The sequence below is a fragment of the uncultured Luteimonas sp. genome, from assembly GCF_947492465.1.
Taxonomy (GTDB): domain Bacteria; phylum Pseudomonadota; class Gammaproteobacteria; order Xanthomonadales; family Xanthomonadaceae; genus Luteimonas.
This window is the reverse complement of sequence record NZ_CANLNF010000002.1, coordinates 616,431-634,831: the sequence shown is the minus strand read 5'-3', so window position 1 is coordinate 634,831 and position 18,401 is coordinate 616,431. Positions and strand designations below refer to the sequence as shown.

The following is an 18,401-nucleotide window of genomic DNA, read 5'->3' as shown; positions in this document are numbered from 1 at the left end:
GAGGCGCAGACACGTATCGAAGCCTGCTTAGTACACATTCCAACCCTGCTGCTTCCAAGCGTTAGCTTTGGCGCGATGCTGAGCAGTAAGGATTGCAATTGGGGGGGTGTTCTGAGGCCACGCCAGTTCAGCGTACAAATCTTTGGAAAGTGAGTACCCCACCTCGGGCAAGTCCTTTGATTGCCCCGCTAGGCGATCCCATGCGGTTGCTGCTTGTTGCGAGACATTCTTCCGAATCAGTAACGCCCGGTCGATGCCGTCCAGATGCTCCTTGATCGCCTGTGCTTCGTTGCCTAACCGAACATCATTGCTTTCGGCCCTGTTGCCAACCGGGCGCCGCCCCATCATGGCGCCAAGATACGGCGACTCCTTTCCTGTCTCGGTGAGAAACATCAAACGATGCTCAGCCCGAGTGGCGGCGACATAGAACAATCGCCGCTCCTCAGCTAGCACGTCCTCAGCTGTGACGCCGAGCGGGCTAAAGAGCTGATTGTCGGCGTGCACTTTAGGGAATTGCCGTAACACGGAATCCAGCACGATAACCGTGTCGGCTTCTTTTCCTTTGGCCTTGTGGGCCGTCATGACCTCGATTAGCACAGCATCATCCTGTACCGACTTACGCCGTCCACTAACCACGGCAAAATCGTTTGCAAGATCCTGCAGTTCAGGATGTCGGTGCAGGGCCTGCTCTAGGCATTCGCCGAGTCCGGCCAAGGTCTCGCCGTATGCACGGCCAGTGCGCGCAAGAATCAGTACGGAAGGCATCCAACGCGACCCTTGTGCCGTACTGGTAAACACTGAAGCCACGACGTAGTCAACGCATGCCTTTAGTGCTCGGGCCAATTCCCAATTGACGCTCTTGCGACCATCATCGCGAACACTCGTTGCAATTTCGGGATAAGGCGTCCCATCCTCAAGCCAGATCTTGTCGATAGCCACGATATCGATGTCGCCGTCAAAATCGTGATGAGTGAGCGCCGGCTCTCCTCGCCCTTCCATGAGCTTATTCCCCGCGCCCACAATGGCTCTGCCGGAACGGCGATTCTTTGCGATGGTTGCTTCGCCTGCGCCAGAGAAGTACTCGCCGAAACGGTTGAAGAAGTCCAGCTGCGCACCGGCGAAGCCGTTGATGGCCTGCCAGTCGTCACCTACTGCGACCACCCTTATCGAGGGATTCGTCTCGAGGATCGCGTCCACGACCCGGTAATACAACTCGGAAAAGTCCTGGAACTCGTCAATCAGGATCCAACGCAGGTCACGGATTGCGATGGAATCTTTTCGATCCAGTTGCAGGCGTGCCGCACCGCCGTCCTCTCTCACAACTTCAGCAGCGGAGATCAACAGATCGTCGAAGTCCATGGCCGACTGTACGACCAGTTGCCGCTCGTAAGCGGCATATGCACGGACAGCGAGTTCATGGAAGGCGCGGTTACGCGGCTCCGGGTCCGGGGCGTCCCGGATGATCCGAGCCATATCATCAACTGCCAAACCGCGTTTCTTTGCTCGAGATATGAACTGCAAGAACAGCTCTGCGATCCTCGAAACGGTTCTCGGGGCCTCCGCGACACGGCGGATCAGCTCGTCATATTCAAGCTTGCGGCAGCGAACATTAGCGCGCTCAAGCAGCAACCCCAGCGAACCCTCGAACGCCTGGCGGCCACCGACCAGCATGCCGGCATGGGTTTCCAGCAGAACAACACCGCGCTTCGCCCAGAACTCACGCTTGGCTTGGATCTGATCCAGGTAGTCTTGCGTCTCGGTAGCCCACCAGTCCGGCACATGCGCGGAAGGGTCCTCCGGATCGATTGCCCAATGCTCGAGGATGACATCGCGGCCGCCATTGATAATGGAGAAGTCAGGTCGATAGACGGTGCCCCGCAAGCGATCCTGCTTGTCCCAAGACCAGACCTTCTCGTATTTGTATGTGATTCCGTGTTCGAACAGGAAGTCCGCGATGAACTTCTCGCCATTGGACTTGACCGTCTCTCCCCCCAGCGTATAGTCCGCCATGGAACGCCGGAAGGCGACGTACTCTTCCTTTGACAGGTTTGATCCAAGTCGATCCAGCTGCTCCAGCTCAAGGCGAAAGAATTCGTAGAGCCGCTCGCGAAAGGCAGGATTCATAATCGACCCAATGAGCCGCTCCATGAAACCGGTCTGTTTACGGCGGGAGGGGGCTAGGTCGCCATCGTCAAAGATCAGCTCTCGGCCGGCATGATCCGCAAGCTGCCAGGCGAGGCTGTGGAACGTCCTAGCGTTGCGAAAGTCGTCGATCCCTGCCGCGCCTCGAATACGATTGCCAATCTCGTTCGCGGCCTTCTTATTGAACGCCAAGATGAGCACCTGATCAGGGTCGAGTGTCTCATCATGAATAGTCAACGCCGCCAGCGCGGCCAAAGTTCTAGTCTTGCCTGATCCGGCTCGCGCACGAATCAGACGATTACGTTCTGGGCGCGCACAGGAGATTAGCTGATCTTGATCAAGCGGCATACCCAAGCGGGCCAATCGCAGCATCAGCTTAGGTAGCTTTAGGCGTGCAAAATCATCGTGAGTCAGATAATCGGTCAGCGTCTCTGTATAGAAACGATCGAGCTCCGACAGTGTGGCGCTTGGGTAGGTCTCCACAAACGCCTTCGTAGTGAGCGCTCTTGCCTCTAGCGCGAGGTACCCGGACTCTGACCACCATTTAGATGCACTCGCCTCGTCGTATAGCCGACGCGCACTATCGATTTCAAGGGCTTCAAGTAGGCGGCTTATCTTTGCTTTTATCTCTTCGCGTCGCGGAGCCTCTCTCAGCCCAATCAATGCCTCCAAAGCGAGCGAAGGCAGCCATGAAGAGCACCTCGCAAGTATGTATTCCTTGCGTGCCTCGTCGAATTTATCGCATTTGATCAAAGCAACCAGTTTAGAAAGGAGCGTGAGCTGCTCACCAAGATGGGGGTGCGCGAGAGCTTCTGACTGCTCTAAAGGGAACCAAGCGAATGTGTCTTTGTCCTGAACGCTCTCAATTGGGAAATTTCCCCTGTAGCCGCTGCAAAAGAGAATTTGCCATCTTCCATCGGCAAATCCGGTGATTACACCTGCATCGCCATCATCGTGAATGACAGCGAGCCCGATGCGCGATGCAATCGAATGTTCCATAATTGAGTGGTGCTGCTTGTTGGAAGGAGATTTGACTTTGAACAGGCTATACCCAGTTTCAATTGACGAACAACTGCCCCCGGGGGGGGCGGGTGGGTACGCATACTGTCCGACTGGCCGCTTCGGGTCGAAAGCGGCTTGTGAGGGCGAGAAGCTCTGATCAGATGTGGAGGGCCGGGAAGATCTCCTGGCCCAGATCGACGTCCTTCATCTCCACCATCAACGCCAGGATGACCGGCACCAGCGTACCCAGGATGGCGACACCATCCCGCAGCTGGGCCCGATTCACGCTGCTGGCCCATGTCGTTCCTCCATGCACCAGCTGGTTGCGCAGCATGTAGAGCCGGTCAAGGATCACCTGCAGCAACACGTCGACGCGCTTCTCCAGGACCGTGCGCATTGCGATTTCCCGGCTGTCGCTGAACTGCCGCTCCCACCTGCCGCTGCCATCGTGCTCACGCAGCGCGCGCCAGAACGGCTCGTACACGAACCTGTTGTCGATCAGCGTCCGGATCGGTCCGGAGAACTGGCGGAACAGGACCGCGTGCAGGCGCTGCTCGAGGTCATGCTCCACCAGCACGGCGATGAAGCGCCTGATCTGGACCAGCTCCCGCTCCTCGAAGCCGAACTCGTGGGCATAGGCTGCGTTGAGCGCGATCCAGAGGAAGATGAAGGCGGCGTCCGGGTCCTCGGCCTCCCGTTCGGCGCGTGCCAGCCAGCTGATGGCGCGATGGATGCGCACGCGAAGGCCTTCAGGCTGGTCGTCGCGCACCTGCTGGTGCCGGGCTTTGAGTGCGTCGGACGTGATGACAGGCATGGTTCCCCCCCTTCCCCCGGACCCTATGCGTTCCAGGCAGCAACAATAGCCGTTGCGCGTTCCCGCCCCGCGTCCAGCGGTTCCGGACGCGTCTTGGACGACAGCAGTCCACGCGCCTTGCGCCCAAGGAAGTAGGCGATGCGCTCCGCGTTCGCGCCCGAGGGATGCGGCAGGCCGCTGAGGACCTGCTGGCCGTCGAGCCTGCCCAGGCTGACCAGGTGCTGGCAGGCCGCCTCCACAGCCGAGCCCAGCGGTACAAAGAGCGCGTTCGGCAGGGCCTCGCACTCCGATGCGAACCAGGTTTCGAGCTGCTCGCGCAGGAGCGGGCTGCGCAGCAGGCCCGAGCCGCTGAAGTTCTTCGCGCCTTCGAAGACGGAGTAGCGCAGCGCCGATGTGAAATGCACCAGATCGGTCCGATTCGTCCAGAGCTCAGCGGTCGACTGCAGGCCCAGGCGTTCCGCCAGTCCGACATGGTCGAGCAGGTTCACCAGGTTGCTCCGCATCGGTCCCGCGAAGCTCGCGGCCGTCTTGGCCCGGTCGCGCGCCTCCGCCTCACCCAGGCCATCCTGCAGGCAGCGCGCTGCCGTCCTGATGGCTTCGATCGCCTGCACGCGCCCGGGGGTGATGCCCACCAGGGCGACCTTGGCGCCGGTGTTCACATGGTCGAAGGGCGCGTAGTAGATCCCGTGGCGGGCATCGCCGGTGATCCGGAGCGAAGCGGGAAGCGGTTGCTCGATGTCGAAGTTGGACGGAAGGTTCGCGATGGTTGCGGCGTAGCGGTGGAACAGGTCGGTGGTGCTCATGATCGGATCTGTCTCGTAATCTTGGGAAAAGGGTCAGGCGGCTTCGACGCGGCTGCGTGCGAGCCGTTCGAAGCGCACGCCGGCGACGGTTCCGGCAACGCCCTTCGGTCCGGGCCTGCGCCAGCGCGGCGTGGGCATCCGCTGCAGTGCCTCCAGGGCATCCGTGTAGCTGTCGAACCTGGTCTCGCTGCCTTTCTCGCCGATCGTGAACCGGCCACCCGACGCGCAGGAGGGGGCGAAGATCGAGCCATCGCGGGCCACGGGAACGAACAGGTAGTCCTCGATGTGCTCCGGGATGGGTGCGGAGTCCATCGGTTCGTCCCTGCCCTGTGTCGGCAGGTAGCCGTTCTGGACCAGCCAGGGAAGGACGTCGGCGGTTGCGGCATAGCGCTTCCCGTCGTGCTCGTACGTCGGGAACACCTTCCTGTACGCGGTGGTCGTCACCGTGGCGTCGCGCTTGCCGGTGAGCAGGGCGATCTCGCCCATCGTCAGTGGCTCGTCCTGGTCGACCTTGAGTCGGGCGGCGGCGAGGTCGACCAGCTGGCTCATCAGCCCGTTGTGGAAATAGCCCAGCGGAACGTCACCTGCACCTTCCTCGAAGGGCGCAGGCACGTGCTCCCACTCGCCGTCCGCCTTCTCGGCCTCGTACTCGGCCACGACGGAGGGCGGGAACACACCCTCGACCACGAAGCGGAGCTGCTGGATGTCGGCGGCGACGGTATCGGCCCAGCGCTGTGCGTGCACATAGGACTCGAGCGTGGATACCCGGCGGCCGATCTCGTAGTCGGTGACCGGCGGAAGCTCGTCCGGGTGGCGCGAATCGGGGAAGTGGCTGTCCCCAGGCAGGTCAAGCATGCGGAGACTGGCGTCTTCGCCGATGGTCCATTCAGTCAGGAGGGCGAGATGGGTGATGGCGAGGCGGACCTCGCGGTCGAGGAGGTCGGGCGAGTAGGTCATTGGGCTTCTCATGTGATTGCGTGACGACACAATATCACTTGCTGGTGATTGTGCAAGTGTTCGATCACGAAATCACAACGTGGCGGGCGCAGCCCGACATGGCTCAAGGCGCTCGCCAAGGCCGACAGTCAATGAAAGAGAAGGAGGGCGGGAGGCGCGCCGCTGTCCCGGAGGCTTGTACTCAAGCCGCGTACAGCGCCATGCGAACGCTGTCCCAGCAGCGTCCCATTATCGTCACAGGGGAGATGGCGCGCCTGGAGGGATTCGAACCCCCGACCAATGGCTTCGGAAGCCACTACTCTATCCGGCTGAGCTACAGGCGCGTTTTGTAAGGACTTTCTTCTTCGGGCCAGCCACTTTCGAGTAGTGGCCCGGTGACACCCTGGAGCCTGTTGCCGACCAATGAGTAGCGGCTTCGGAAGCCACTACTCTATCCGGCTGAGCTACAGGCGCGTGGCCGGGGATTCTCCCATGGACGGCGCCGCGGCGCGAGCCTTGACGGGCTTGGTAGGCTGGCGCGATGCACGGGCAGCACCAGGACCAGCACCAGGACGATCCGCTCGCGACGGTCCCGCAGTGGCGCCGGCGCCTGGCGCTGTACTGGACCCTGGTGCGCGGCGACCGGCCGATCGGCTGGCTGCTGCTGCTGTGGCCGACGTGGTGGGGCCTGTGGATCGCCGCCGACGGCGTGCCGCCGCCGTGGATCCTGTTCGTGTTCAGCGCCGGGGTGTGGCTGACGCGCTCGGGCGGCTGCGTGATCAACGACTACGCCGACCGCTGGCTGGACGGTTCGGTCGAGCGCACGAAGGAGCGGCCGCTGGCGACCGGCGCGGTGTCCGGGCGCGAGGCGCTGGCGGTGTTCGCGGTGCTGATGCTGGTCGCGTTCGCGCTGGTGCTCACGCTCAACCGGCTGACGGTGCTGATGAGTATCGTCGGGGTGCTGCTGGCGGCGACCTATCCCTACCTCAAGCGCTACACCTACCTGCCGCAGGTGTACCTGGGCATGGCGTTCGGCTGGGGCATCCCGATGGGCTTCGCCGCGGTGCAGGGCGAGGTGCCGCCGGTGGCGTGGGTGCTGTACGTGGCCAACATCTTCTGGGCCACGGCCTACGACACCTGGTATGCGATGGTCGACCGCGACGACGACATCCGCATGGGCTCGAAATCAACCGCGATCCTGTTCGGCGAACTCGACCTGGTGGCGCAGGGCGTGCTGTACGCGATGACGTTCCTGGCGCTGGCCCTGGCCGGGCGCCAGGCGGGGCTGGGCGCGTACTACTGGGCCGGGCTCGGGGTCGCCGCGCTGCTGGTGGGCTGGGAATTCCTGCTCGCGCGCTATCGCGACCGCGCGGCCTGTTTCCGCGCCTTCCTCCACAACCATTGGGTGGGGCTGGCGATCTTCGCCGGAATCGCGCTCGATTACGCGCTGCGTTGACTGGCGTTGCGTCGGGGACAGCCCCCCGCCGGCCGTTCCGCAAGGGGAGGAGGGAAAGCGGGCGACATCGACCAGCGACGCGGCCGCGAACCGCCCTGCTCCCTCCTCCGCTTGCGGGGAAGGGCGGGGTAGGTGCCGAGGCGGCACGCTCACGGCACCCGCGCGCACACCCAGGCGTCCACCCGCGCCACGCCCGCACGGCGCAGCGCGATGGCCGCGGCATGGAGCGTGGCCCCGGTGGTCATCACGTCGTCGACCAGCACCACGTGCGCCGGCAGCGCTCCGCCCTCGGGCACCGCGAACGCCCCGCGCAGGTTGCGCCGCCGCGCGGCCGCATCCAGCTCCGACTGCGCCCGCGTCGCGCGCTGCCGGACCAGCGCCCCCGCCAGCAGCGGCAGCTGCAGCGCGCGCGCCAGCGGACGGGCCAGCTCCAGCGCCTGGTCGTAGCCGCGCTGGCGCAGGCGGGCGTGGTGCAGGGGCACCGCCAGCAGTGCGTCGGGACGCCCGAGCGCGGCGAAGCGGATGGCCATCGCGGTGGACAGCAATCGGCCAGCGGCCAGATCCCGATGGAACTTGAAGCGCGGCAGCAGCCGGTCCAGCGGCGCGGCGTAGCGGAATGCGGCGTGCGCCGCCTGCAAGGGCGGCGGGCGCTGCAGGCAGGCGCCGCACGGGCCCGCCGGGGCCGGCACGGGCAGGGCGCAGCGCGGACACGCGGCGTCGTTCCACGGCAGGCCGGCCGCGCAGGCGGCACATAGATCGGTCCCGCGCGCGGCCGCCTCGCCACACACCAGGCAGCGCGACGGGCACAGGCGCGCGCCGAGACAGGCCCACCAGCCGTCAACCTGCGCGCCCTGGATTCGGTTGACAGGCCCCGGCATGCTTTCCAGACTGCCGGCCCGCCTCCGCCATGTCTGTCAGGGAATGCCGATGCCTGCCGTCAGCCCGCTCCGCCCCGCCGCCGTTCCGGGCGCTGCGCCGATCCGCCACGACTGGACCACCGACGAGGTCGAGGCCCTGCTGGACCTGCCGTTCACCGAGCTGCTGTTTCGCGCCGCGGGGGTGCACCGCCAGCATTTCGATCCCACCGAGGTCCAGGTCAGCACCCTGCTGTCGGTCAAGACCGGCGGCTGCCCCGAGGACTGCGCCTACTGCCCGCAGGCCCAGCGCTACCACACGGGGGTCGAGGCCACCAAGCTGATGTCGACCGAAGCGGTGCTGGAAAAGGCTCGCGCGGCGAAGGACGCGGGCGCCTCGCGCTTCTGCATGGGCGCGGCCTGGCGTTCGCCCAAGGACCGCGACATCCCGAAGGTGGCCGAGATGATCCGCGAGGTGAAGGCGCTGGGCCTGGAGACCTGCGCCACGCTGGGGATGCTCAGCGGCCCGCAGGCGCAAGCGCTCAAGGGCGCGGGCCTGGACTACTACAACCACAACATCGACACCGATCCGGAGTTCTACGACGCGGTGATCCGCACCCGCGAGATCCAGGACCGGCTCGACACCCTCGAACACGTGCGCGACGCCGGCATGAAGACCTGCTGCGGCGGCATCGTCGGCATGGGCGAGACCCGGCGCCAGCGCGCCGGCTTCCTGCGCACCCTGGCCAACCTGCCGGCGCACCCGGACTCGGTGCCGATCAACCGACTGGTGCAGGTCGAAGGCACGCCGCTGCACGGCACCGCCGAGCTCGATCCGTTCGAATTCGTGCGCACCATTGCCGTCGCGCGGATCCTGATGCCCGCCTCGATGGTGCGGCTGTCGGCCGGGCGCGAGCAGATGTCCGACGAACTGCAGGCGCTGTGCTTCGCCGCCGGTGCCAACTCGATCTTCCACGGCGAGAAGCTGCTGACCACCGGCAACCCGGACGTCGCCCACGACCAGGCCCTGTTCCAGCGGCTCGGGCTGCGCGCGATGCAGGTCGCGGTGGACGCGCCAGGCCATGACCATGGTGGTACCGTACACGCGGACATCTCGGCCGGACCGGGCGCGCACGCCGCCGGCCCCGGCCCGGGATCCTGCGCGGCGGGGGGCCGCGTCTGACAGGAAGCGCCGCCATGCCGATCGAACGCCCGGACCTGCACGCCCGCGTGGCGGCCTCGCGCACGCAGCGCAGCGCCGGATCGGCGCGCCGCGTGCGCCGCGAGGTGCTGCGCCGTGACGGTGCGCGCTGCGAGGTGTCCGACGGCCACGGCGGCAGCCGCAGCCTGCTCAATTTCTGCAGCAACGACTACCTGGGCCTGTCGCAGCACTTCGCCGTGGTCAACGCGCTGCAGGACGCGGCCGCGCGCGACGGCGCCGGCGGCGTCGCCTCGCACCTGGTCTGCGGCCACCACGCCCTCCACGGCGCGCTTGAACGCGAAATGGCCGACTGGCTGCAGGTGCCGCGCGCGCTGCTGTTCGGCAGCGGCTTCGCGGCCAACCTCGCGGTGCTGCAGGCGCTGCTGGGCGACGAGGACGTCTGCGTCCAGGACCGGCTTAACCACGCCAGCCTGATCGACGGTGCGCGCCTGGCCGGCTGCCGCCTGCGCCGCTATCCGCACGTCGACGTGGAGGGCGCGCTGCGCCAGCTGCGCGGCGCGCCCGAAGGCGCGGCGATGCTGGCGACCGATGGCGTGTTCAGCATGGACGGCGACATCGCCCCGCTGCGCGAACTGGCGATCGCCGCACGCGTGCAGCAGGCGCTGCTGTACGTGGACGATGCGCACGGCGTCGGCGTGCTGGGGCCCGAGGGTCGCGGTTCGGTGGCGGCGGCCGGCCTGGACGTGGCCACGGTGCCGCTGCGCCTGGCCACGCTCGGCAAGGCGCTGGGCAGCTGCGGCGCGGTGGTGGCCGGCGACGCCGACCTGGTCGACCACCTGGCCGAAACCGCGCGTCCCTACCTCTACACCACCGCCATGCCGCCGGCGCAGGCGGCCGCGGCGCTGGCGGCGGTCAAGCTGGCGCGGCGCGAGCACTGGCGTCGCGAGCGCCTGCACGAGCTGGTGCAGCGCTTCCGCGCGACCGCCAGCCGCCACGGCCTGGAGCTGCTGGCGTCCGAGACCCCGATCCAGCCGGTGCTGTGCGGCGACAACGCACGCGCGCTGGAGATGGCCGAATCGCTGGAGCAGGCCGGCTACTGGGTCGCCGCGATCCGTCCGCCGACCGTGCCCGAGGGCCAGGCGCGGCTGCGCGTGGCTTTCAGCGCCGCCCACGAACCGGCGCAGGCCGATGCGCTGGCCGATGCGCTGGCGCTGGCCCGCGACCGCGCCGACGTCGCCGCCAGCCGAACGGCATGACCGGCGCGGATGCAAACGGCCGCGTCGCGCTTGCGGCGATCGGCCTGGCGCTGCTGTCCGCGCTGTTCTTCACCATGACCTACGTGCTCAACCGCGCCAGCGCCAGCGGCGGCGGCCACTGGGCCTGGCTGGCCTGCCTGCGCTACCTGATCACCCTGCCGCTGATGCTGCCGCTGCTGGCGCGGCGTGGCGCGATGGCGCCGGTGCTGCGCGCGATCGCGACGCATCCTTGGGCCTGGCTGCGCTGCGCCGGCATCGGTTTCGTGCTGTTCTACGTGCTGCTCTCGTACGCCGCCGCCAGCGGCCCCTCGTGGCTGGTGGCCGGCTCGTTCCAGTTCACCGTGATCGCCGGGATGCTGTGCGCGCCGCTGCTGTACCGCGACGCGCGGCGCCGCATCCCGCCGGCGGGACTGGCGGTGGCCGGGCTGATCCTGGCCGGCGTGCTGCTGATGCAGTTCGGCCACGCCAGCGGCGCGCTCGACCGCGCCGCCTGGATCGCGCTGGCCTGCGTGCTGGTCTCGGCGGTGGCCTATCCGCTGGGCAACCGCCTGCTGCTGCTGCACCTGGAGCGCAGCGGCGAGCCGCTCGACGCCACCCAGCGCGTGTTCGGCCTGACCCTGGCCAGCCAGCCGATGTGGCTGTTGCTGGCCGCGTACGCCGCGCTGCAGGCCGGCCCGCCCACGCTCGCCCAGGTCGGGCTGGCGGCGGGCGTGGCGCTGTCGGCCGGGGTGATCGCGACCATCCTGTTCTTCCAGGCCACCGGCATGGTCCGCGACCAGCCGCTGGCGCTCGGCGCGGTGGAGGCGATGCAGGGCGCCGAGGTGGTGTTCGCGGTGCTGCTGGGCGTGCTGCTGCTGGGCGAGGACTGGCCCGCCGGCACCGCGCTGCTGGGCGCGGCGGTGGTGGTCGCGGGCATCGTCGCCTTTGCTTGGGTGGTGGCACGGCCCGCGGCGGTGCGGGGCGAAACGCGCGCGCTGCGCACGGACAAGGGTGCATGAACGGGAATCTGCGGATCGATACGCTCGGCCAGGGGCCGGACCTGGTGCTGCTGCACGGCTGGGCGATGCACGCCGGCGTGTTCGCCGGGCTGGCCGAACGCCTCGCGGCGCGCTTCACCGTGCACCTGGTCGACCTGCCCGGCCACGGCGGCAGCCGCGACAGCACGCTGCCGCTCGCGCTCGAACCGGTGGTCGATGCGCTGGCCGACCGGCTGCCGCCGGCGCTGTGGGCGGGCTGGTCGCTGGGCGGGCTGTTCGCGCTGCATGCCGCGGCCACGCGCCCGGCGCGGGTACGCGGCCTGGCCATGGTCTGCGCCAGCCCGCGCTTCGTGCGCGGCGACGACTGGCTGCTGGGGATGTCGCCGGAGATCTTCCGCGGTTTTGCGCTGGGCCTGCGCGCCGACTACCGCGCCACCCTGGAGCGCTTCATCGCGCTGGAGGCGTTCGGGTCGGACGATGCCCGCCACGAGATGCGCATGTTGCGCGGCGAGGTGTTCGCACGCGGCGAGCCGGCTGCGCACGTGCTGGCCGATGGGCTGGACCTGCTGGAAACCGCGGACCTGCGGCGCGCGCTGCCGGCGCTGTCGATGCCGACGCTGTGGCTGGCCGGGCGCCGCGACCGCCTGGTCGATCCGCGCGCGATGCACGCCGCGGCCGCGCAGGTCCCGCAGGCGGAGGTCGTGGTGGTCGAGCACGCCGGGCACGCGCCGTTCCTGACCCATGGCGACGAAGTGGCGGCGGCGATCGGACGCTTCGCCGACGCCGTCGATGGCGCCGGCCGATGAGCGGCGTGCGCGATCCGCTGTTCGATGCGCGCCAGGTGCGGCGCGCATTCTCGCGCGCGTCGGCCAGCTATGCCTCCGCCGCGACCCTGCAGCGCGAGGTCGAGGCGCGCCTGCTGGAATCGCTCGAGCTGCTGGCGCTCGATCCCGAACGCGAGCGCGACTGGCAACCGCAGCTGGTGCTGGACGTCGGCAGCGGCCCCGGCCACGCCGCGCAGGCGATGCGCCAGCGTTGGCCCAAGGCGCGCATCGTCGCGCTCGACCTGGCCCTGCCGATGCTGCGCGCGATGCCCGCGCGCGCCGGCTGGAATCCGCTGCGCCGTCCGGTGGACCGCGTCTGCGCCGACCTGCGCGCGCTGCCGCTGGCCGACGGCAGCGTCGACGTGCTGTTCTCCAACCTGTGCCTGCAGTGGATCGCCGACCTGCCGGCGGCGTTCGCCGGCTTCCGTCGCGTGCTGCGGCCCGGCGGCGTGCTGCTGTGTTCGACCTTCGGCCCGGACACGCTGTGGGAGCTGCGCGAGGCCTTCGCCCGCGCCGACGACACGCCGCACGTGAGTCCCTTCGCCACGATCGCGCAGTTCGGCGATGCGTTGATGCACGCCGGCTTCCGCGATCCGGTGCTCGACCGCGACGTGTTCGAGCGCGGCCACGCCGACCTGCCGGCGCTGATGCGCGAACTGCGCGCGATCGGCGCCACCAATGCGCTGCACGCGCGTCGCCACACGCTGACCGGGCGCGCCCGCTTCGCCGCGGCGGCCGAGGCCTACGAACCGCTGCGCGGACCCGACGGCCTGCTGCCGGCGAGCTGGGAGGTGGTCACCGCGATGGCCTGGGCGCCCGCGCCGGGCGCGCCGATCCGCGAGGGCGGCAACGAGATCGCGAGTTTCCCGGCCAACCGCATTCCGGTGCGGCGGCGCAGCTGAGCGCGGGACCGCCCTGCTCCCTCCTCCGCTTGCGGGGGAGGGTTGGGGTGGGGGCGGGTCCGCGGCGACGGCGCCGATTCACGCCGCGCGTCCTAGACTCGGCCCGGTTCCCGCCCCGGTCGCGCCCATGAAACCGCTGCTTGCCGCCCTGTGCCTCTCGCTGGTCCCCGCCCTCGCCGCGCACGCGCAGTCCTCGCGCGTCGACCTGTCCGGCATCGATCCGATGCAGGTCATCGCCGGTGCCAACGACGTGCTGCTGCGCGCGCCCGATACCGACATCGACCGGCTGTTCCAGGCCGTGCACGCGGCCTCGCGCGACGAACGCGAAGCGCGCGGCCTGTGCGCGCTGTTCGAGCCCGATGCCGACCGCAGCCTGCCCGGCCTGCAGCGCGCCGCCAACGCCCTGGGCGAGCGCAGCCGCCTGCGCTTCATCGACGCGGTCACCGCGGTCGCGGTCGGCGGCCTGCAGGGGCAGCCGACCGCCTACGATCCGGCCGTCGGCGAGCAGGCGCTCAAGGCCGCGACGGTCACCGGGATGATGCTGCACGACGGCTTCCTGCTCGGGCTGTCCAGCACCGGCCGCGACGCCGCCAGCCGCGACGCGCGCTGCACCGCGTTCCGGCAGATGGTCGACGTGCTCGACGGCTTCAGCCTCGGCGAACGCGTCGCCGCGACCCGCTACCTGCTCAGCGAAGGGCTGTCGCGCTACGGCGGCGACCTCTGATCGGGGCGCGCGTGGCGTACGCGCGCTGGGAGACCGTTGGAAGGCGTCGTGCGGCAGCCTTCACGCGATCCGCCGGGCAGAAGGCAGCTGGCGCGGACGGCGCCTGAAAGATCTGCGCCGCGTGGCGTGGGGATGTCGCGTCGGCTCGTCCACATCTGACGCGTCAACGGCAAACGGCCTGGCTTCCAGTCGATCGCGGCGACCGGCGACTAGCCGAGACCGTCGCCGGCAACGCGCCTACGGCTGCGCGGAGCGCGGACGTTCCGGTCGCGCCGCATCGCGCGCGCGATGCGGCGCAGGCGCCATCGCCGGTTTCGCGCCCTGCCGCCGCGTCGTCGCCGGCGCGGCCGGGCGCGCCGGCGCCAGCGGCTGGCTGCCGACGCCGCGGCGCCGTTCGACCTGCTGGTGCACGCGCACCCAGTCCACGTACAGCCGCTGCGGAAACAGGCTGGTCGCGTCCGGGCTGCCGGGCCAGCTGCCGCCGACGGCGACGTTGAGCAGCAGGAAGAAGGGCTGGTCGAACACCCACGGGCCGCGGGCTTCCACCTGCGCCCGCGTGATCGCGTGGAACTGCTGCCCGTCGACGAACCAGCGGATGCCCGTCGCATCCCATTCCACCGCGTACACGTGGTAGGCCGCATCGACGCGCTGTCGCAGGTCGTGGGTGCCGGAGAACGGCGTGTTGCCCGAATAGCCCGGCCCGTGCAGCGCGCCGTGGGTGAGCGTGGGCTCGGATCCCACGTGCTCCATGATGTCGATCTCGCCGCTGTGCGGCCATCCGGCCTCGGCGAAATTGCCGCCCAGCATCCAGAACGCCGGCCAGATACCCTGCGTCTGCGGCAGGCGCATGCGCGCCTCGATGCGGCCGTGGCGGAACTCGCGGCGGCCGCGCGTGACCATGCGGCTGGAACTGTACTGGCAGGCCCCGTACCAGCACGCCGCGGCGGCGGGCGCGCCGCGGCGCGCCTCGATCACCAGCACCCGGCTGCCGGCCAGCGGGTCGTACTGGATGAAGGCGTTGCCGCCGTCGGTGTAGTACTGGAGTTCCTGGTTGCCCCAGCCGTGGCCACCGGTCTCGAACCGCCAGCTGCCGGCATCGATCGTCTCGAATTCGTCCGACCACACCAGGCTGGCGGCCGTCGGGCCGGCGCCCGAGGCGCAGCCGGGCAACAGCGACGCCATCAGCAGCGCGGCGCAACCGGCCAGCACGCGCCGGGACAGGTCCGGAATCCTCATGCGCACGACTCCCCCGTGGCAGCGACCGCGGTCAGCGCACCTGCGCCAGCCAGTCGGCCAGGTTGTAGTGGTTGCTCACCCGCGCGATGCGGCCATCTCGGATCTCGAAGAACGCGCCGCCCGGCAGCGTGTAGCGCTGTCCGCGGGCGGGTGGCAGTCCCTCGTCGTCGGCCAGGTATTCGCCGTGGACCACGTACTCGGCCGCGAGCCGCTCGCCGTCCGCGGCCGACATCACCACGATGTCGCGCAGCTGTTCGCGGTAGCAGCGGTCCATCCGCGCCATGAAGGCCGCGAAAGCCTCGCGCCCGGTCTCGCGCGGGCCCTGGTTGAGGTCGTGCACCACTTCGTCGGCCAGCAGCGCCAGCATCGCCTCGCGATCGCCGCGGTTGAACGCGGCGTAGTAGGCCAGCACCAGCTCGGTGCCGCGATCGTGCTGGCGGTTGCCGTCGATGTGCATCGTTCGGACCGGGAAACGCGCGCAGGTCGGCGCGAGGCGATGATAGCGCGGGCGCTAGCGCGGCTTGACGAACAGGTCGCGGTGGAAGAAGTAGACCTCGCGGGCGAGGAATTCCCAGCGCGTGCGGAACGAACGGAAGCGCGTGCTCGGCGTCGGCGATCCCAGCGCGTCGATGCCGAGGCCGCGGCACAGGCGCAGCGCGCGCGCCATGTGCAGCGGATCGCTGACCACGATCGCGCGGTGCAGGCCGTGCTCCTGCATCAGCCGGCGCGCTTCCAGCAGGTTCTGGTAGGTGGTCTGCGAGGTCGATTCGATCAGGATCGCCGACTCCGGCACGCCGCTGCGGATGGCGTAGCGGCGCGCGACCTGCGACTCGGCGAAGCGCGCGCCGCCTCCGCCGTAGCCGCCGGTGAAGATCAGCGTCTGCGCCAGGCCCTCGCCGAACAGGTCCAGGCCGTGTTCGATCCGGGCCTTGAATACCGGCGAGGGCACCGCGTCGTAGGCGGCCGCGCCCAGCACGATGATCGCGTCGGCCGGCGCGGCCTGGTCGCGTTCGCCGACCCAGTGGATCCAGCCGGCCACCCCGCCCAGCCACAGCGCGCCCAGCAGCAGCAGCCGCAGCAGCAGGCGCGGCAGGCGCCGGCGTGGGGCCTGCCGCTTCATGCCGCCACCCACGGCAGGTGGTCGGGATCGGCGTTGCCGCCGGTCAGCACGATGCCCACGCGGCGCCCGGCGAACCGCGCCGGCTGCGCCAGCACCGCGGCCAGGGCGACCGCCGAGGACGGCTCGACCAGCAGCTTCAGGGCGGCCAGCAGCATGCGCATGGCCGCGACCGTCTCCGCGTCCTCGACCGCCAGCACCTGCACGGGGTGCGCCTGCAGGATGCGGAAATTGGGTTCGCCCAGCACCGCACGCAGGCCATCGCAGACGGTGTCGGGCACCAGCTCCGTGCAGCGCACGCCGCGGCGCAGCGATTCGAGCGTGTCGGCCGCGCCGGCCGGCTCGGCCAGCACCAGTTCGACGCCGGGGGCGAGGCCGGCCAGAGCGATCGCCGTGCCGCTGGCGAGGCCGCCGCCGCCGACCGGGACCACCACCACGTCCAGGTCCGGCGCCTGGCCCAGCAGTTCGAGCGCGGCCGTGCCCTGGCCGGCCATCACCCGCGCATCGGCGTAGGGATGGACCAGGGCCGCGCCGGTGGCCGCCTGGACCTGGGCGCACATCGCCTCGCGCGCCTCGATGGTCGCCGCGCAGCGGTGCAGCACCGCGCCGAGGCTGGCGATCCGGGCCAGCTTGATGCCGACCGCGCCGTCCGGGACCACCACGTGGCAGGGAATCCCGCGCAGCCGCGCCGCCTGCGCCAGCGCCGCGCCATGGTTGCCGGAGGAATGCGCGACCACGCCGCGCGCGGCCTCGTCGTCGGCCAGGGCGAATACCGCGTTGCACGCGCCGCGGAACTTGAAGGCGCCGCCGCGCTGCAGGCACTCGGCCTTGAACAGCAGCTGGCATCCGGCGCGCGCGTCGAGCGCGCTGGCGCGCAGGACCGGCGTCACTTTCGCGTAGGGCGCGATCCGTGCCGCCGCGTCCAGCACGTCGTCGAACTGCGGAAGCGGGACGGCAGGCATCGGGCACAGACTAGCCGATCGCCGCCGGACGTGTTCAGCAAGCCCAACGCGGCGCCGGCCGGATTAAGCACGGATTCAAAGCGCCGGGCCGATGCTGCGGATTCGCAGGAACGGGGGTTCGCCATGATCCGCAAGCTTTTGATCCCACTGCTCGCCGCAGTGGCGCTGTCGGGCTGCGTCAGCGATTACTACCATCGCGGCGGCGGCGGTGGCGACTACTACTACGGCAGTCCGGGCTACTCGGGCTACTACGGCGCGCCCTACAGTTCGCTGGGCTATGGCTACGACGGCTGGTATGGCGGCGTGGGCTACGGCCATGGCTACGGCCGATACGCGCCCTACCGGCGCCACTACGGCTACGGCGGCTGGTATGGCTCTCCGTTCTACGGCTATTCGCCATGGCCGTCCTACTACTACCCCTACTATCCGCGTCCGCGGCCGCGTCCGGACCACGAGCCGCCGCCGCCGACGGTCGAGCGCGGTACCGGCGGCAACCTGCCGCCGCGGCGCCAGGTCGCCCCCCAGCCGCAGCATGCGGCGCCGAGCCTGGGCCCGCAGCGGCGCATGCAGAGCCAGCCGCTGCGGCGGCCGTCGATGCCGGTCGCGCCCATGGCCGCGCCGCAGCCGCGCATGCAGCAGCGCCGTAGTGCCCAGCCGCTGGCGCCCGCGCCGTCGATGCGTGCCCCCGCGCCCGCCAGCGTGCCGCGGATGGATCGGCCGGCACCGCGCATGCAGTCGGCCCCGGTGCGCGCGACCCCGCGCCCGGCCCCGCGCATGGAGCGCAGGACCCCGACGGACCGCGACCGCCGTGCCGAACCGTAGGTCGGATACCCCTTGCACCGCGCGCAAGGGCGGTTCAAGCTAGCCGCACTGACCGGTTGCGTCGGATTACGACGTAATCAGGTCCAGAGCGACAAAATTTCCGAGTCGACTCCCGGCGGGGGATACCGGATCCCCCCTGTTCCGCTCCCGCCGGGCGTCGGCGCCTCTTCCCGGGGCGCCAGGTCTCTCCTGCAGACGCAGGGCAGGCCACAAAAAGAATGGGGCCGGATGTCCCCCGACATCCGGCCCCTTTGCTTCCCCGGGTTGTGCTTGGCCAGCCCTGTTCCAATCTCCGGCCGCGCCCCCCAAGACGCTTGCCAGCCCGGGTGCAGGAAACAGGGTCGCAGGAAGCGTGCCAACCTCCGGCCACGACCTGCCTCGCCCGGCGCGGCGACGGCCCGGCCGCCCGCCA

General features: G+C 69.4%; 17 protein-coding genes and 1 tRNA gene. 8 read left to right on the top strand and 10 right to left on the bottom strand.

From position 1 onward, the window contains the following. Nucleotides 1-27 precede the first annotated feature (27 nt). The 5 genes from Q0863_RS07880 to Q0863_RS07860 all read right to left on the bottom strand — a co-directional run bounded on the left by Q0863_RS07880 (nt 28) and on the right by Q0863_RS07860 (nt 6,041). Entirely contained in the window at nt 28-3,141 is a 3,114-nt protein-coding gene (locus Q0863_RS07880) for a UvrD-helicase domain-containing protein (protein WP_298576998.1), read from the bottom strand. A 160-nt stretch (nt 3,142-3,301) separates the two neighbouring features. Continuing rightward, nucleotides 3,302-3,958 (bottom strand): HEPN domain-containing protein, encoded by a 657-nt coding sequence (locus Q0863_RS07875; RefSeq protein ID WP_298576996.1) that lies wholly within the window; start codon nt 3,956-3,958, stop codon nt 3,302-3,304. A gap of 23 nt (nt 3,959-3,981) precedes the next feature. Beyond that, nucleotides 3,982-4,761: a hypothetical protein gene (locus Q0863_RS07870; protein WP_298576995.1), complete on the bottom strand. Its 780-nt coding sequence runs from the start codon at nt 4,759-4,761 to the stop codon at nt 3,982-3,984. A gap of 33 nt (nt 4,762-4,794) precedes the next feature. Beyond that, complete coding sequence (locus Q0863_RS07865) at nt 4,795-5,718, bottom strand: hypothetical protein (RefSeq protein ID WP_298576994.1); 924 nt, start codon at nt 5,716-5,718, stop codon at nt 4,795-4,797. A gap of 246 nt (nt 5,719-5,964) precedes the next feature. Next, a tRNA-Arg gene (locus Q0863_RS07860) sits at nt 5,965-6,041 on the bottom strand. Between the two features lie 197 nt (nt 6,042-6,238). On the opposite strand from Q0863_RS07860, the gene ubiA reads away from it, so the two are divergent. After that, complete coding sequence (ubiA, locus tag Q0863_RS07855; protein WP_298576992.1) at nt 6,239-7,153, top strand: 4-hydroxybenzoate octaprenyltransferase; 915 nt, start codon at nt 6,239-6,241, stop codon at nt 7,151-7,153. A 149-nt stretch (nt 7,154-7,302) separates the two neighbouring features. On the opposite strand, the gene Q0863_RS07850 is transcribed toward ubiA, so the two are convergent. Beyond that, nucleotides 7,303-8,031 (bottom strand): ComF family protein, encoded by a 729-nt coding sequence (locus tag Q0863_RS07850; RefSeq protein ID WP_298576990.1) that lies wholly within the window; start codon nt 8,029-8,031, stop codon nt 7,303-7,305. A 49-nt stretch (nt 8,032-8,080) separates the two neighbouring features. Here Q0863_RS07850 and bioB point away from each other — a divergent pair, with 49 nt between their 5' ends. The 6 genes from bioB (at nt 8,081) to Q0863_RS07820 (ending at nt 13,852) form a co-directional block, all read left to right on the top strand. Further along, a complete protein-coding gene (gene bioB / locus Q0863_RS07845) occupies nt 8,081-9,190 on the top strand; it encodes a biotin synthase BioB (RefSeq protein WP_298576988.1) in 1,110 nt (369 codons plus the stop codon). 20 nt (nt 9,191-9,210) lie between these two features. Beyond that, the gene (gene bioF, locus Q0863_RS07840) at nt 9,211-10,425 is read left to right on the top strand and encodes an 8-amino-7-oxononanoate synthase (protein ID WP_298577090.1); all 1,215 of its coding nucleotides are present in this window, start codon (nt 9,211-9,213) and stop codon (nt 10,423-10,425) included. Then, complete coding sequence (locus tag Q0863_RS07835) at nt 10,422-11,423, top strand: multidrug resistance efflux transporter family protein (RefSeq protein WP_298576986.1); 1,002 nt, start codon at nt 10,422-10,424, stop codon at nt 11,421-11,423. Before bioF ends, Q0863_RS07835 begins: the two co-directional genes overlap by 4 nt. An 8-nt stretch (nt 11,424-11,431) precedes the next feature. Next, on the top strand, nt 11,432-12,208 hold the full coding sequence (gene bioH, locus Q0863_RS07830; RefSeq protein ID WP_298577089.1) for a pimeloyl-ACP methyl ester esterase BioH: 777 nt from the start codon (nt 11,432-11,434) through the stop codon (nt 12,206-12,208). Then, the gene (gene bioC, locus Q0863_RS07825; protein WP_298576984.1) at nt 12,205-13,128 is read left to right on the top strand and encodes a malonyl-ACP O-methyltransferase BioC; all 924 of its coding nucleotides are present in this window, start codon (nt 12,205-12,207) and stop codon (nt 13,126-13,128) included. The genes bioH and bioC overlap by 4 nt, the downstream gene beginning before the upstream one ends. A gap of 127 nt (nt 13,129-13,255) precedes the next feature. Then, nucleotides 13,256-13,852 (top strand): hypothetical protein, encoded by a 597-nt coding sequence (locus tag Q0863_RS07820; protein ID WP_298576982.1) that lies wholly within the window; start codon nt 13,256-13,258, stop codon nt 13,850-13,852. Nucleotides 13,853-14,089: 237 nt separating this feature from the next. Here the strand turns inward: Q0863_RS07820 and Q0863_RS07815 are convergent, their stop codons facing one another. Genes Q0863_RS07815 through Q0863_RS07800 form a run of 4 tightly spaced genes read right to left on the bottom strand, consistent with a single transcriptional unit; the run spans nt 14,090 to nt 17,167 of the window. Beyond that, on the bottom strand, nt 14,090-15,088 hold the full coding sequence (locus tag Q0863_RS07815) for a glycoside hydrolase family 16 protein (protein ID WP_298576981.1): 999 nt from the start codon (nt 15,086-15,088) through the stop codon (nt 14,090-14,092). Between the two features lie 31 nt (nt 15,089-15,119). Then, nucleotides 15,120-15,545 (bottom strand): ketosteroid isomerase-related protein, encoded by a 426-nt coding sequence (locus Q0863_RS07810; protein ID WP_298576979.1) that lies wholly within the window; start codon nt 15,543-15,545, stop codon nt 15,120-15,122. Between the two features lie 54 nt (nt 15,546-15,599). Further along, nucleotides 15,600-16,208 (bottom strand): YdcF family protein, encoded by a 609-nt coding sequence (locus Q0863_RS07805; protein ID WP_298576978.1) that lies wholly within the window; start codon nt 16,206-16,208, stop codon nt 15,600-15,602. Then, nucleotides 16,205-17,167, bottom strand: a complete 963-nt coding sequence (locus tag Q0863_RS07800; RefSeq protein ID WP_298576976.1) for a pyridoxal-phosphate dependent enzyme — start codon at nt 17,165-17,167, stop codon at nt 16,205-16,207. The genes Q0863_RS07805 and Q0863_RS07800 overlap by 4 nt, the downstream gene beginning before the upstream one ends. Nucleotides 17,168-17,290: 123 nt before the next feature. On the opposite strand from Q0863_RS07800, the gene Q0863_RS07795 reads away from it, so the two are divergent. After that, a complete protein-coding gene (locus Q0863_RS07795; RefSeq protein ID WP_298576975.1) occupies nt 17,291-17,989 on the top strand; it encodes a hypothetical protein in 699 nt (232 codons plus the stop codon). Nucleotides 17,990-18,401: the final 412 nt, after the last annotated feature.